We start from the raw sequence: 14049 nt of genomic DNA on the forward strand, positions 1-14049 counted from the left end.
ACCTACGACCTACCGGCGTGGACGCGCCTGCGACCTGGCCGGCGGACTGTCCCATCGCACGCAAGGACTGCCGCGCGGACTCCTTCGTCGCTGATCCCTAGCCGCTCGGAGACTTGAATGAGCGTGAGCCCACTATCGGAGAGTCGTGCTGCCGCCGTCCGAAGTTCGTCGCTCAGCTCAGGGCGACGAGTGACAAGACCTGACTGCACCGCCAACTGCCACACCGTCGACCGATGAATCCTAAATCGGGCCGCCAGGTCACTCACCGGCGCACCTGACGCATAGGCAGCGACAAGCTCTGCCCGATCCGAGGCATTCAAACGGGTTTGAGATTGACGCGAATTTTCTACGACAGGACCACCCGAATCAGCTGGCCGTGCCCCACGCGAGCGAGGAGTACGAGGCGCAGAGCCCCTGAGAACGCGGGAAATCAACGATCACAGTGGCATGCTCGGGTTTGAGAAGTGCCTACTGAGGTCCACAATCACACGCTACGCCGGGCGTGGGGCCTTGCCTGCTATGGCTTCAGAAAGCCAGGCCCATCCGGAGCGCGCCCACCGCCTCGGAGAGCGCGGCCCGGGCGATCGGTGTGGCTCCGACGGCGTTGACGAATGGGTGGACCAGTGTCGAATGTCGGCGTAACGCCACCATGACCCCCGCGTCGGCCATTTTTCGGGCGTACGCCTCGCCCTCATCGCGCAGTGGATCGAAGCCACCGGTGGCGACATAGGCCGGGGGTAGCCCGGAGAGGTCGGTTGCGAGCAGAGGGGAGGCTCGCGGGTCGGTGCGGTCGTCGTCTGACCGGATATAGGTTCGCTCGAACCAGTCCATGTTCGCCTTCGTGAGGAAGTAGCCCTCCCGGAACATCTCGTACGACGGGGTCCTGGCCGACATGTTGGTGGCGGGAACAAACAACAGCTGAAAGTCGGGCATTTTCTCACCGTCGTCCCGCGTCACCTGGCAGACGACCGCAGCCAGGTTGGCCCCCGCACTGTCGCCGCCCACGGCGATCCGGGTGGGGTCGACGCCGTACGCCTCGGCGTTGTCGCGTACGTGCCGGAACGCAGCAAGGGCGTCCTCGACGGCGGTGGGGAACCGGAACTCGGGTGCGAGCCGGTAATCCACGCTGAGAACGGTCAGTCCGCCGGTCCGCGCGATGTAGCGACACGTGGCGTCGTGGGAGTCGATACTTCCCAGCACCCAACCGCCGCCGTGGAAGTACACCAGCGCCGGCTGGGGCTCGTCGGTGTCGACTGACGAGTAAAGGCGGGCGGGGAGGTCGGCGCGGGCGGCGTCGCCACCGGCGAGCGGGAGCACGATGTCCCGGACAACGGCGAGATCGATCGTCTCTCCCGAGACCGTGTACGCCGATCGCTCGAGAGCAAGACGGGCTTCCTCCAGCTGCATGTCCTCGTACTCGCCCTTCGACATCAGGGATGTGAACCGCACCCCTGCCTGGAAATGCGGGTCGAGGATCTGGCCGCCGGCGCGCCGCGGCGGACCCGCCGCCAGTTGGATGAGTCCGCCGGGCAGCCGCCCGGCCGCCGACATGGTGGCCTTGGTCAGTCGATCGGAGAACGTCGGAGTGAAGACGCGATGGCCGGACATCGGGGAACGCATCGTCCCAGTGTGCCGAGCAAACGGAAAAAGTATGCGGCAAACGAACAAATGACGGGTCATCCGAGACCGGTTGCAGTTAGCCCCGTCGTCGTCGCCCGCTGCACTGCCCGCGGCTGACACACTGGGCCCCGACTGTCGCCGTCAAAACGATCGCGGCCACAATTCAGGGAGGAACCGATGTCGCAGGACATGATCGAGAAGGCGCTCGCCACCGTGGGGGAGTGGCCGGTGGACAACGTCTCCGCAGCGGTCGTCGGCCCTGACGGCACGGTGGCACTCCATGGCGACGAGTCCCGGGTATATCGATTGGCCTCCGTCACCAAACCCATCGTGGCGCTCGCGTCGCTTCTGGCCGTCGAGGAAGAAGCGATCTCACTCGACGATCCCGCCGGGCCCGAGGGCTCGACCGTGCGCCACCTGCTGGCCCACGCCTCCGGGCTTGATTTCGCTGACCGCGACACGATCCGAACCGGCCCGGGCGAGCGGCGCATCTACTCTTCCGCCGGTTTCGAGGTGCTCGCCGACCACATCGCTGACGCCACCGGGATCGCCTTCCCCGACTACCTTCACGAGGCCGTCTGCCAGCCACTCGGGATGACGTCGACGGCACTTGAAGGCTCGGCCGGGCACGGCGCCTCTGGCAGCCTTGCGGACCTCGCAGCGTTCGCCCACGAGCTCGTGGCGCCCAGGCTGCTCGCGCCCGAGACCTTGGAAGAGGCCGTCAGCGACCAGTTTGGCGGGCTTGACGGAATCGTGCCCGGCTACGGCATGCACAAGCCCTGCCCCTGGGGGCTGGGGTTCGAACTGCGCGGGTCCAAGCACCCGCACTGGACCGGCCAGCACAATTCGTCCGGGACCTTCGGACACTTCGGACAGTCCGGCACGCTCCTGTGGGTCCAGCCAGACCTGTCCGCCGCGCTGGTCGTGCTCACGGACCGCGAATTCGGCGACTGGGCGAAGCCGTTGTGGCCCGAACTGTCCGACAGGGTGGTCAAGGCTGCTTCCCGGCAGTAGGTCCACGGGGACCCGCTCGGCCGCTGATAGCTCGGAACGGCCGCCGGATCCCGACACGCCGCAGGGGGCTCCCGGAAGCGGAATACTGCTGCTGTAACTTTGCTGAGAATCCAGAAGTGTCGCTGGTGTAATTCGTTCACTTACGGCACAGTGGTGATCAACAACAACATAAGTCACATCGTGCACACGATTTCATGAGGTCGTTGGGGAAGACGTCCCTCAGTGAGTCGGGAGTGAAGCGATGTCTGATCTGAATAATTTTGCGGATACGACGACCGGTGTGGTGTTCATCCACGCGGCGCCGACCGCACTATGTCCACACGTCGAGTGGGCTCTGACGAGCATCCTCGACGCGAACTCAGCCATGCGCTGGGAAGACCAACCTGGCCAGCCGGGCGCTCGCAAAGCGATCGTCGATTGGATCGGCCCGGTTGGCACTGGCGCACGTCTGGCCGACTCGTTGGCTAAATGGTCCATGTTGGCCTTTGAGGTCACCGAGGACCCGAGCGACCTCGTCGACGGCGAACGCTTTTCGCACACACCCGAGTTGGGGATGTGGCGGGGTCAGACCGGCGCGAGCGGCGACGTGGTGATCGCTGAGAACCGGCTCCGTCGACTGATGCAAGACGGCCCCGCAGCGTTTCATGCCTCCGTCGAGACCGAGCTCGGCACAGCCTGGGACCGGGCTCTCGAACCACTACGCGGACACCCGGCCGCCGCCGAGGTCACCTGGCTCTCGCGCGTCGGCTGATTCGCTCACGCTCCCGCATCTCATAGAAAGCGCCTGTTCCCGGGTCGTCCGGGCGCAGGCGCTTTCTGATCGCCGACCTGCGATCCGGCGCGGTGACTATGCGCCACTCGATCTTGGCGGGCGATTCCCGGGCCATGGAGGGCGCTACAAGGCTTCGAGCGACGTTTAAGGTACCCGGGGGAGGGCCACAAACGCAGAACGCCCGCTCCCGGCGGTGCGGAGCGGGCGTTCTCGTGGTTGGCGGATCAGCTAGGTCACAGCGGGATGTTCTTGTGGTTGCCACGTGAGTGGGCGGCGGTATCGAGTGCCTCGGCGAGACGACGACGGGTGTCGGTGGGCTCGATGACCTCGTCGACGACGCCCATCGAGACCGCGCGTCCCACGCCGCCGGCGATCGCTGCGTGCTCCTCGGACAGGCGCTCGTGCAGTTCCTCGCGCTCGTCTTCGGGCGCTGCGGCGAGCGTCCGCCTGTGCAGGATGCCCACGGCTGCCTTGGCGCCCATGACGGCCACCTCGGCGTCGGGCCAGGCGAACACCGCGGAGGCGCCGAGTGCGCGCGAATTCATGGCGATGTAAGCCCCGCCGTAGATCTTGCGGGTGACCAACGTGACGCGGGCCACGGAGGCCTCGGCGAAGGCGTGGAGCAGTTTCGCTCCGCGGCGGACGACGCCCTCCCACTCCTGCGAGACGCCCGGCAGGTACCCGGGCACATCCACCAGGACGAGCAGTGGCACACCGAAGGCATTGCAGAGGCGGACGAATCGCGAGGCCTTCTCCGCGGACTCGGAGTTGAGACATCCGCCCAGACGGAGCGGGTTGTTGGCAATGACACCGACCGTACGGCCGGCCATCCGGCCGAAGCCCACCACAATGCTGGGCGCCCACTTGGCCTGGAGCTCCTCGAAGGTGGTGCTCCCGTCGAGCTCCGACGAGTCGAGGAGGCCGTGGACGAGCGGACGCACGTCGTACGCACGCTTCGGGGACTCGGGCAGGAGACCGGCCAGGTCCGTCTGGTCGCCCTCGAGGACCTGGAGGTCTAACTCGCCCTGGGCGGACAAGAGGTTGACCAGGCGCCGGGCCCGGTGGAGAGCATCGCGCTCGTCGTCGGCGGCGATGTGACACACGCCCGACTTGCGGTGGTGCACGTCCTGGCCGCCCAGGCCCTCCATATCGACCTGCTCGCCGGTGACAGAGCGGACCACGTCGGGTCCTGTCACGAAGATCTTGCCCGCCGGCGCCATGATCACGACGTCGGTGAGTGCGGGACCGTACGCGGCACCGCCGGCGGCGGGGCCGAGCACGACCGAAATCTGCGGCACGTGGCCCGATGCGCGGACCATGGCCTCGAAGACCAGGCCGACAGCGTGGAGCGCCTCAACGCCCTCCGCGAGCCTGGCGCCGCCCGAGTGCCACACCCCGACGATCGGCAGGTGCTCGTCGATCGCGACGTCGATGGCGCGCACGATATGGCGACACCCTTCCAGGCCCATGGCGCCGCCCATGACGGTGGCGTCCGTGGCGTACGCGATGGTGGGCTCACCATCGATGAGGCCCCGGGCGGCGAGAGCGCCCGAGGCATCGGGCTCAGTGATGAACTCGAGCGACGCGGGGTCGAAAAGGTTCTCAAGCCGCAGGACAGGGTCGCGCGGATCGATCTGGGTGTTCTGGTCCACGGTGCTGGTGATGGTCATGAATGCAGTCCTTTCCTTGGCACATGTCCCGGTTAGAGACATGAGCTCTGACGGACCCCCGGACTGGCTGGTGGGCGGCGATGGCGTTCGGAGCGGGACCCCCGTCCCGTTCCTGCCACCCGCCCGGTGCCCCGCGGTCAAGCGAGGTGGTGTGAGTGAACTGCCCTGCACACGAGGAGGGGACGCGGGCTCGCATGGTGCACCGACCGCACCTTCGGCCCTTCGACGCGTCCCCGCCCCGGCGTGCGGGGCATCAGGTCAGCTCTTGTCGATCTTCTGGATGTAGTCGACCGCATCCTGCACGGTACGCAACTTCGCGAGGTCCTCGTCGGGAATCTCAACCCCGTAGCGGTCCTCCGTCTGCACGGCGATCTCCACCATGGAGAGCGAATCGATGTCGAGGTCATCGACAAAGGACTTCTCTGGAGTCACCTCGGATGGTTCGATCCCGGTGACCTCCTCGACGATCTCTGCCAGTCCTGCGATGATCTCGGCCTCGGTGCGTGCCATGTGTTGTCCTCTCTGCTCTGGGACGCCGTGCCCGGTGGGCGCGGCGGACGTTCTGGTCACGGGCGTCGGATCAGGGCCGACGACCGTGGGGTGTGTGGGAGCGGTTACGAGCCGCTCAGTGCGGGGACCGACTCTAGTACGAGTTCGAGGTCCTCGGGGGTGGTGATTCCGTGCCGGGGCACGTCTCGCATCATCCGCTTGGCCAGCCCGACGAGTGCCCCGGAAGGCGGCAGTTCGACGAACATGTCGACCCCCAACTTGAGCATCGTCTGAGTGCAAAGGTCCCAGCGGACTGGGTTGGTGATCTGGTTGACCACGCGGTTCAGGGCGTCCCGGCCAGAGGTGACGACTACGCCGTCGGCGTTCGAGAGCAACGTCAGCTCGGGGTCGTTGACATCGGTCGCGTCGGCGAGCTCGCGGAACTCTTCGACGGCTGACCTCATGTGCTCGGTATGGAACGCGCCGGCGACTTCGAGTCGCCGGAGCCGTGCGCGGGCGGGGGGGTTCTGTTCCAACGCATCGCATGCCTCGAGTGGGCCGGCGGCGACGATCTGGCCGGCCCCGTTGCGGTTGGCCGGGGCCAGACCCGCGTTGTCGAGTGCGAGCAGCACGTCGGCCTCGACTCCGCCCAGGACGGCGATCATCCCGGTGGGGCGGTCAGCGCATGCGCGGGACATGGCGGCACCCCGTGCAGAGGCCAGCCGGAGAGCGTCGGCATCGGAGATCACACCGGCCACGGCGAGCGCGGCGATCTCACCGATGGAGTGGCCGGCAACGATGGTGTCCGCAGGCACCTCGCCCCGACGACGAAGCTCGGCGGCCCCGAGGAGGGAGGCTGCGACGACAAGGGGCTGAGTCACCGAGGTGTCGGTGATCTCCTGGAGGGTCGCGGTGGTCCCGAGGCGCTCGAGGTGCAGTCCGCTTGACGCGGACCACTCGGCGAGACGGCCGGTGGCGCCGGGAAGCTCGAGCCATGGCGCGAGCATTCCGGCTTTCTGGGACCCTTGTCCTGGGGCGGTTAGGCAAAGCACGGTTATTAGACAACACGTCCGGGCCGGGTTCGGATGATGTTCTCACAGCCAGAAACTTGCCCCTGTTTTTGTAGGGTTCCCACAAAAGTCGAGTTGGCAGGACGTCCATCTGTTGCTGGGCCAGTTTCGTTACACCGTGGGGTGGGAGTGATTATTTAGATCTCCTGTGAATGTCGTTCGGCGAACTTTCCGAGGACGAGCGCGATCCGCAGGACAAATGAGTCCCTCGCGTTGAGGGGATCGAAGGCCGTGATCTGGCTCACTCTTTTTAAGCGGTACCGAACGGTATTGGGATGTACGTACAACTCCCGTGCGCAGGCCTCGACGTGCCCACCGGAGTCCAGATACGCCCTTAATGTCGCCTCAACCGAGCTGTCCGCGCCTCGAAGTGGGGTGACGATCCGCTCGACGAGCATGGCGGCCGCGCCCCTGTCACCGCCGAGAACCCGCTCGGGGAGGAGGTCGATCGCCGCCACCGGCCGCGGGGCGCCCGGCCATCCACTGACGGCGGTCGCGGCAGAGAGTGCCTCCGCCGCGCTGTCGGGTGCCTCGATCAGAGAACCCACGGTGTGTCCGTGCACCACGGGCGCCTCGTCGGAGAAGGCGTCGATGACCGGTGCGGGTATCGACGTCGAAGACTCGAGCGCCCCGGAGAGGATGACGACGAGGCGCGCGCCCTGCACCACGGCCAGCGCGTGCCGATCGGACGCGACAGCTGCTCGATGAACGGCGGGCACCGATGCCAGGCCCAGATCCTCGCGCGGCGTCCCCACTATGACCGTCGCCGGGGTGGTGGGATCCCAGTTCAGCGCGGAGGCGCCGGAAATGAGGTCGGCATGCCGGTCACCGCGCACGACGGCGTCGACGATCATCGCCTCCATGCGGGTGTCCCACGCGCCACGGTTCTCCGCTGCCGCCGCGTACACGGACGCGGCGGTGAAGCCCAGTTCGCGGCCGAACTTCAGCACGGCGGCGATCATCAGGCCGCGTTGGCGTTCGTTATGGGTGATCCGTGGCATCACCAACTCGAAATACTCAAGTGTCGACCGGACCAGCTGCACCGTCTGCTGCAAGGTCAGCCCCTGACCGAGCCCCTTGGGGAGCAGTTTGAAGCCCGCGATGGTGTCGGTGTGCGGGGCCTCGGGGTTACGCATCCACGTGACGAAGTCACGCACGGCGCTCTGGATGATGAGCTGGATCTCCGCCCGCTGGTCCGCGGAGAGTTCGGCGAAGAACGGCAGCTCGAGTTCCAGAGCTCGAACGGCCTCGGTCGACAGGGTCCCCGAGTACCGGGTAATGCGCTTGAGCAGCGCATCGGAGACCGGACGCCGGTCCGGTGACGTCATTGAACGTCGCCGGACCGGCTGCGATCCGTCTGACCCGTCTCCGGGTTCGGTCAGCTCGGTCACGCCACTCCGGGGTCCGTGGTGGGCTCGGGCGCAGCCATGACGTCGTCGATCTGGTACTTGCGTGCGGCTTCCAGGAGGGTGCGCTTCTCCACGCTGCCCTCACGGACCAGGCCGGCGAGGACCGCCACGATGATCGACTCGGTGTCGGTGTTGAAGAACCTACGGGCGGCCGGGCGAGTGTCGGAGAACCCGAACCCGTCGCAGCCGAGCACGGTGAAGTCGCCGGGGACCCACGCACGGATCTGATCCGGGACCGCCTTCTGGAAGTCGCTCACGGCGACCTTCGGGCCCTCCGCGGACTCGAGCGCCGCAGTGACGAACGGAACCCGGGGCTGCTGGTCGGGGTGCCGCAACTCGTGTCGCTCGCTTTCGAAACCATCGCGCGCCAGCTCGGTCCACGACGTGGCGGACCACAGATCCGCAGCCACGTCCCATTCCTCGGCTAGGACGCGTTGGGCCTCGACCGCCGCGTACATCGCCACGCCGGACGCCAGGATCGACGCCTTGTGGGTGCCCGACTCCGCCTTGCGGAAGCGGTACAGGCCCCGTAGCAGGGCGTCCGCGTCGAGGTCCTCCGGCTCGGGTGGCTGGGGGACCGGCTCGTTGTACAGGGTGATGTAGTAGGAGACATTGCGGTCGATCCCGTCTGTCTCCGTCTCGTGCGCGGCACCCGGCCCGTACATCCGCTCGATGCCTGCCCGCACGATGTGGGCGACCTCGTAGGCCCAGGCCGGGTCGTAGGAGATGATCCCCGGGTTCGTCGCGGCGAGCAGCGGAGAGTGCCCGTCCATGTGTTGCAGTCCCTCACCGGTGAGCGTCGTGCGGCCGGCGGTCGCACCCAAGAGGAATCCTCGCGCGAGCTGGTCAGAGGCGGCCCAGATGCCGTCGCCGGTGCGCTGGAAACCGAACATCGAATAGAAGATGTACAGCGGGATCATGGGCTCGCCGTGGGTCGCGTACGCAGTGCCCGCCGCGGTGAACTCGGCCACCGACCCCGCTTCGCTGATCCCCTCGTGCATGATCTGGCCGTCTTTGGCCTCCTTGTAGCTCAGCATGAGGTCGTGGTCTACCGATGTGTAGTTCTGCCCGTGTGGGTTGTAGATCTTCAACGTCGGGAACCACGAGTCCATGCCGAACGTGCGTGCCTCGTCGGGGATGATCGGGACGAACCGGTCGCGCAGACCTTCGTCGCGCATCAGCTCCTTGGCCGTACGAACAAGCGCCATAGTCGTGGCTACCGCCTGCTTGCCCGATCCCTTGCGGAGAGATTTCAGTGAGTCGATGTTCGGGACCGACAGCGGGGTGAACGTCTGACGACGCTCCGGTACATGGCCGCCGAGGTCCGTCCTCCGCTCGAGCATGTAGCGGATCTCCGGTGAGTTGGGTCCCGGGTTGTAGTAAGGAGGCTGAGTCGGATCGGCCTCCAACTCCTCATCCGTGATGGGGATCTTCTGGGTGTCACGGAAGAGCTTGAGATCGTCGAGCGTCAGTTTTTTCATCTGGTGCGTCGCGTTGCGACCCTCGAAGTTCTGGCCCAAGCCGAAACCCTTGATGGTGTGCGCGAGGATGACCGTCGGCCGTCCGGTATGTTCCATCGCGGCTTTGTACGCGGCGTGGATCTTGCGGTAGTCATGCCCACCGCGGCGCAGGGCCCAGATCTCGTCGTCGGTGATGTCCTCGACCAGCTTCGCGGTGCGGGGATCGCGCCCGAAGAAGTGCTCGCGGATCCAGGCGCCGTCGTTCGCGCGGAACGTCTGGTAGTCACCATCGGAGACGGAGTTCATCAGCGACACGAGGGCACCCTCGGTGTCCTTCTCGAACAGGGCGTCCCACTCGCGACCCCAGACCACCTTGATGACGTTCCACCCGGCGCCGCTGAAGTACGACTCCAGTTCCTGGACGATCTGCCCGTTGCCGCGCACCGGCCCGTCGAGTCGCTGCAGGTTGCAGTTGATGACAAAAGTGAGGTTGTCCAGGGCATCGTTGGCGGCCACCTGAAGTGCCCCGCGCGACTCGACCTCGTCCATCTCGCCGTCGCCGAGAAACGCCCAGACGTGCTGCTGTGAGGTGTCGGTGATGCCCCGGTTGTGCAGGTAACGGTTGAACCGTGCCTGATAGATGGCGTTGAGGGGGCCGAGCCCCATGGAGACAGTGGGGAACTCCCAGAACTCGGGAAGTGAACGCGGATGGGGGTAGGACGGCAGGGAGCGTCCGGGGTGGCTCTTCTCCTGCCGAAAGCCGTCGAGGTCGTGCTCGCGGAGTCGACCCTCGAGGTAGGCGCGGGCATACATGCCGGGGGAGGCATGGCCCTGGAAGTAAATATGGTCGCCGCCGCCCGGGTGGTCCTTGCCGCGGAAGAAGTGGTTGTAGCCGACCTCGTAGAGGGGGGCGGCGCCTGCGTAGGTCGAAATGTGGCCACCCACACCGATCCCGGGCCGCTGCGCCCGGTGCACCATGATCGCCGCGTTCCACCGGATCCACCGGCGGTAGGTGCGCTCGATCGATTCGTCACCGGGGAATTCGGGCTCGCGGCTCGTGGGGATTGTGTTGACGTAGTCGGTCGAGGTGAGTGCGGGGAGGGGCACGCGCTGCTTGGAGGCCCTTTCGAGCAGTCTGAGCATGAGGTAGCGGGCCCGCTCGGGGCCGGCCTCCGCGAGCATCCCGTCGAGCGAGTCCATCCACTCCTGCGTTTCCTCGGGGTCCGAGTCCGCGAGGTAGGAGGCGACTCCTTCCCGTAGGACCGGCACATTGGTGGGTGCGGAACCGTCCCTGGGGCCTGCGTTCTCGGTCATGCTTTTCGTCCTCACTTCTGCGATTCCCTCTGCGGTGACCAGGTGGGGTCACGACGTTCGGTCGCGGTGCAGTTCCCGGGTCGCTGCGCATCCCGCGGGTGTGTGGCGGGTCGCGCGGCGGACTCGGTGCGGGCCGCCGTCGGCCCGCGTGTCCGATTGTGCCCCAAAGCGTGACGCTCGACACCCCCGTGCAGTTCTCCAGCGGATGAAATGGGCGGTAGGCGTTTCCCGTCGGAGGGTGCGCGGGTAGTGTTCCTGGTCAGCGAAAGACCGAACAGGTATTACACGGATATGAGGGAGGAACACCACGGTGGTCGCCGCGGCGAACCAGCAGGACGGAGCGGACCAGGTAGCTGGTCAGCTCGAACTGACGGAAGGCATGCTCGTTCAGGAGGTCGGATGGGATTCCGACTGTGACGAGTCGATCAGCGAGGCCGTCGAGGACGCCGTCGGATCAGAGCTGCTGGAAGATGACACCGACGAGGTGGTCGACGCGGTGCTGCTCTGGTGGCGCAGCGGTGACGGCGACCTGGTCGACCGGCTCATGGACGTGGTGACGCCTCTGGCTGACGCCGGATCCGTGTGGGTCTTCACCCCCAAGACGGGGCTCGACGGTCACGTCGAACCGGCAGTGATCGCCGAGTCTGCCCAGACGGCGGGGATGCTCCAAACGCGTACTGCCGCGCTGGGGGACTGGGCGGGCAGCCGACTCACGTTGCGCAAGAACAGCGCGCCTCGAAAGTGATCGTCGCCCCGGGCCGCACTCCTGCCTCGATGTGAGAGTGCGGCCCCGGGTGCGATAATCTAACCCGCGCCGGTGCGGTGATCCGCGTCGGCGCACGCGCGCGTAGCTCAGCGGTTAGAGCTCTGGTTTTACACACCAGCGGTCGGGGGTTCGATTCCCTCCGCGCGCACCCAGAGGTAAATCATGACCACCGGACGATGCTCCCTGGCGGGTGTGCCCAAGACGTTCCGCGAGAGGCTCAGGCCCCCGGAGGGGCCAGATGTCCTCGCGCTTATCTAGCTCCGCAGTCGATCCGCTCGCTGGAAGGCACGCCGCTGCTCGGCGTCGTTTCGTTGACCGTAGCGGTCCTGCAGCGCGCGTCGGCGGGCCACGATCTCATCGTCGACACCGGTAATCGTGGACGTGTCCTCGTCGGCGCCTGGGGCATCCGATCCCGTAGCACCCCCATTGTTGTGGTTCGCCGCTTCTTCGTCGTCGCGGCGCCGGGCTCGGAATTCGGCCCAGGCGAAGTAGAGGAGTGCTGCGGGTGCGAGCACGCCGAAGGTCAACCACTGCAGCCCGTAGGACAGGTAGGGGCCGTTCTCGATGCCGGGAATCGGCGCGGGAGTGAGCGATCCGGGTTGGTCGCCCGTCAGTTGCAGGTAGCCGTCTGTCACCACTGCGTGTCCGAGGGACGTGCCCAGAACAAGGGGATCCACCATGCGGACGGCAGGTATCCCGTCGATGCGAACAGGCTCCGCGTGACCAACCTCGGCTGTGCGGAGGCGGGCGGTGATGTCCACCTGGCCGGCCGGGGCGGCGGGGTAGTCCGGCACCGTATTGTTCTCGCCCACCGGTACGTAACCACGGTTGATCAGTATCTCAGGTCCGTCGACCGGCTCGAACACGGTAAGCACCTGGTAGACGGCCTCGCCGTCAACGGACCGCAGCCGCAACAATGCTTCCGCATCGGGCTGCCAACTCCCGGCGAGCGTGACCAGGCGCCACTCGCGTTCGGTGTACGCCTGCGGACTGTTGACCACCTCGGCCAGGGGTGCTGGTGCAGCCTCGACGGATTCGGCCAATCGTGAGTTGCGGACGTCCAGATCCTCGCTCTTACCCAACTGCCATGGGGCCAGAAGCGCAAAACAGGCCCAGGTGAACAGAATGACGGCCAGGAGGCCGAGCATCCACCCGGGGGTCAGGAAACGCCGCAGATTGCGCATGGTCTCAGGGTATCCGTCGTGGACGTTCAGCTATCGGAGCAGGTCTCGGACTTCGGCGACCAGGCCTGGCAGGGCAGCGTCGATCTGGAGCCGGGTGCGGGTGAACCCGCTGTCGTCACCGTAGAAGGGATCGGCGACGTCATGGCCGTCGGCTGAGGGGTCGAACTCCCGCAGGAGACGGACCCGCTCGGGATCGACGCCGGAGTCGAGAAGGTGATTTCGGTGACCGCTATCCAGGGCGACGAGGAGGTCGGCGCTGTGGTGATGGTCGGACAACTGGGCCGCGACGTGTGCGGAGTCGTATCCGTTGGCTTCCAACTCCGCAGCGGCACGGGGATCCATCCCGTCGCCGACGTGCCAATCGCCGGTACCGACGCTCGACACCCAGACCCTGTCGCCGAGCCCCTCGTCAGCGAAAGCACGCCGTGCCATGACGTCGGCCATAGGGGAGCGGCAGATGTTGCCGGTACAGACGAACACCACGCTCACCTCTGATTTACCACTCACGGATGATCGCCTCCAGTGCTGCGGTATCGATCGCAGACCAGCGGGCCGCGTCCCATTCGTCCGGCTGGCCGTAGCCCCAGCGGACGAGGGCGGTAGGAATTCCGAAACGGGCCGCACCCTCCACGTCGTGTTTGCGGTCACCGATCATCAGCACCTGTCGGGTGCCGCCCTCCTCGGATGGTATGGGTGCGATCTCCAATGCGGCGAGGGAGTGTGCGATCACATCCGCCTTCTCGAGGCGGCCAACCGTGATGTCGGCACCTCCGATGAAGTCGAAGGGGGCAGCCAGATCGAAGTGGCCGAGGATCCGCCGGGCGACGTCCTGGTCCTTACTGGTGGCCACCGCCATCCGGTAGCCATCCCTGGCGAGTCGGTTCAGCAGATCGTCCATGCCGGTAAAAACGCCGTTCTCCTGCCAGCCCACCTCGTCGTAGCGCTCGCGGTATGCGGCCAGTGCGCGGTCGAGGTCGGCACCTGCGAGGCCCAGCGAGGACAGGGTCTCGGTCATGGGCGGGCCGGCTATCGACCGGATGTCACGGGTGTCGTCCCACCGGGTGTCGGTTGCGTCGAGCGCGTGGAGGAGGGACTTCGAGATGCCTTCGAGGGAATCTGTGATGGTGCCATCGAGGTCTACGAGAAGAATCGGACGATCAGACATGACGCCAGTGTCCCAGAATCGGACTGGGTGGCTCCGTGACCGGGGGAGGGCAAGTGCGTGCACCATGGTGGAGAGTCCGGTCATCGTGCAGCGGATGGAACAGGAAGGGGAGCAAC

13 protein-coding genes and 1 tRNA gene are annotated in these 14049 nt (G+C 66.4%); 4 read left to right on the forward strand and 10 right to left on the reverse strand.

Annotated elements, in window-relative coordinates; genetic code table 11:
- Nucleotides 1-2: 2 nt before the first annotated feature.
- Nucleotides 3-434 carry a helix-turn-helix domain-containing protein gene (locus tag ON04_RS17310; protein WP_420795327.1) on the reverse strand — a complete coding sequence of 144 codons (432 nt, stop codon included), beginning with the start codon at nucleotides 432-434 and terminating at the stop codon, nucleotides 3-5.
- A gap of 91 nt (nucleotides 435-525) precedes the next feature.
- Nucleotides 526-1620, reverse strand: a complete 1095-nt coding sequence (locus ON04_RS05105) for an alpha/beta hydrolase (RefSeq protein ID WP_141564642.1) — start codon at nucleotides 1618-1620, stop codon at nucleotides 526-528.
- A gap of 177 nt (nucleotides 1621-1797) precedes the next feature.
- On the opposite strand from ON04_RS05105, the gene ON04_RS05110 reads away from it, so the two are divergent.
- Together ON04_RS05110 and ON04_RS05115 are read left to right on the forward strand one after the other, a co-directional pair.
- Nucleotides 1798-2634, forward strand: a complete 837-nt coding sequence (locus ON04_RS05110) for a serine hydrolase domain-containing protein (protein WP_010540511.1) — start codon at nucleotides 1798-1800, stop codon at nucleotides 2632-2634.
- 241 nt (nucleotides 2635-2875) lie between these two features.
- Nucleotides 2876-3385 (forward strand): DUF3145 family protein, encoded by a 510-nt coding sequence (locus ON04_RS05115; protein ID WP_010540512.1) that lies wholly within the window; start codon nucleotides 2876-2878, stop codon nucleotides 3383-3385.
- Nucleotides 3386-3639: 254 nt separating this feature from the next.
- On the opposite strand, the gene ON04_RS05120 is transcribed toward ON04_RS05115, so the two are convergent.
- The 5 genes from ON04_RS05120 to aceE form a co-directional block, all read right to left on the reverse strand.
- Nucleotides 3640-5076: an acyl-CoA carboxylase subunit beta gene (locus ON04_RS05120; RefSeq protein WP_010540513.1), complete on the reverse strand. Its 1437-nt coding sequence runs from the start codon at nucleotides 5074-5076 to the stop codon at nucleotides 3640-3642.
- 258 nt (nucleotides 5077-5334) lie between these two features.
- The gene (gene acpM, locus ON04_RS05125) at nucleotides 5335-5586 is read right to left on the reverse strand and encodes a meromycolate extension acyl carrier protein AcpM (RefSeq protein WP_010540514.1); all 252 of its coding nucleotides are present in this window, start codon (nucleotides 5584-5586) and stop codon (nucleotides 5335-5337) included.
- Between the two features lie 104 nt (nucleotides 5587-5690).
- Complete coding sequence (locus tag ON04_RS05130) at nucleotides 5691-6617, reverse strand: ACP S-malonyltransferase (protein ID WP_029457779.1); 927 nt, start codon at nucleotides 6615-6617, stop codon at nucleotides 5691-5693.
- Between the two features lie 155 nt (nucleotides 6618-6772).
- Nucleotides 6773-8026 carry a PucR family transcriptional regulator gene (locus tag ON04_RS05135; protein WP_010540516.1) on the reverse strand — a complete coding sequence of 418 codons (1254 nt, stop codon included), beginning with the start codon at nucleotides 8024-8026 and terminating at the stop codon, nucleotides 6773-6775.
- A complete protein-coding gene (gene aceE / locus ON04_RS05140) occupies nucleotides 8023-10818 on the reverse strand; it encodes a pyruvate dehydrogenase (acetyl-transferring), homodimeric type (RefSeq protein ID WP_010540517.1) in 2796 nt (931 codons plus the stop codon). Before aceE ends, ON04_RS05135 begins: the two co-directional genes overlap by 4 nt.
- Before the next feature lie 310 nt (nucleotides 10819-11128).
- Here aceE and ON04_RS05145 point away from each other — a divergent pair, with 310 nt between their 5' ends.
- Nucleotides 11129-11563, forward strand: a complete 435-nt coding sequence (locus ON04_RS05145; RefSeq protein ID WP_010540518.1) for a DUF3052 domain-containing protein — start codon at nucleotides 11129-11131, stop codon at nucleotides 11561-11563.
- 96 nt (nucleotides 11564-11659) lie between these two features.
- Nucleotides 11660-11732 (forward strand) — tRNA-Val (locus ON04_RS05150).
- 106 nt (nucleotides 11733-11838) lie between these two features.
- On the opposite strand, the gene ON04_RS05155 is transcribed toward ON04_RS05150, so the two are convergent.
- Genes ON04_RS05155 through ON04_RS05165 form a run of 3 tightly spaced genes read right to left on the reverse strand, consistent with a single transcriptional unit; the run spans nucleotide 11839 to nucleotide 13933 of the window.
- A complete protein-coding gene (locus tag ON04_RS05155; protein WP_010540519.1) occupies nucleotides 11839-12768 on the reverse strand; it encodes an SURF1 family cytochrome oxidase biogenesis protein in 930 nt (309 codons plus the stop codon).
- A 30-nt stretch (nucleotides 12769-12798) separates the two neighbouring features.
- Nucleotides 12799-13275: a low molecular weight protein-tyrosine-phosphatase gene (locus ON04_RS05160; protein WP_029457781.1), complete on the reverse strand. Its 477-nt coding sequence runs from the start codon at nucleotides 13273-13275 to the stop codon at nucleotides 12799-12801.
- Entirely contained in the window at nucleotides 13265-13933 is a 669-nt protein-coding gene (locus ON04_RS05165) for an HAD hydrolase-like protein (protein ID WP_033444095.1), read from the reverse strand. Before ON04_RS05165 ends, ON04_RS05160 begins: the two co-directional genes overlap by 11 nt.
- Nucleotides 13934-14049: the final 116 nt, after the last annotated feature.

This window comes from Dietzia alimentaria 72 (assembly GCF_000226215.1).
Classification (GTDB): Bacteria; Actinomycetota; Actinomycetes; order Mycobacteriales; family Mycobacteriaceae; genus Dietzia; species Dietzia alimentaria.

Bases quoted from the DNA above. Each gene is read 5' to 3' on its own strand.
- aceE (WP_010540517.1), bottom strand. From the start codon at position 10,818: ATGACCGAGAACGCAGGCCCCAGGGACGGTTCCGCACCCACCAATGTG.
- ON04_RS05110 (WP_010540511.1), top strand. From the start codon at position 1,798: ATGTCGCAGGACATGATCGAGAAGGCGCTCGCCACCGTGGGGGAGTGG.
- acpM (WP_010540514.1), bottom strand. From the start codon at position 5,586: ATGGCACGCACCGAGGCCGAGATCATCGCAGGACTGGCAGAGATCGTC.
- ON04_RS05105 (WP_141564642.1), bottom strand. From the start codon at position 1,620: ATGCGTTCCCCGATGTCCGGCCATCGCGTCTTCACTCCGACGTTCTCC.
- ON04_RS05155 (WP_010540519.1), bottom strand. From the start codon at position 12,768: ATGCGCAATCTGCGGCGTTTCCTGACCCCCGGGTGGATGCTCGGCCTC.
- ON04_RS05115 (WP_010540512.1), top strand. From the start codon at position 2,876: ATGTCTGATCTGAATAATTTTGCGGATACGACGACCGGTGTGGTGTTC.
- ON04_RS05165 (WP_033444095.1), bottom strand. From the start codon at position 13,933: ATGTCTGATCGTCCGATTCTTCTCGTAGACCTCGATGGCACCATCACA.
- ON04_RS05120 (WP_010540513.1), bottom strand. From the start codon at position 5,076: ATGACCATCACCAGCACCGTGGACCAGAACACCCAGATCGATCCGCGC.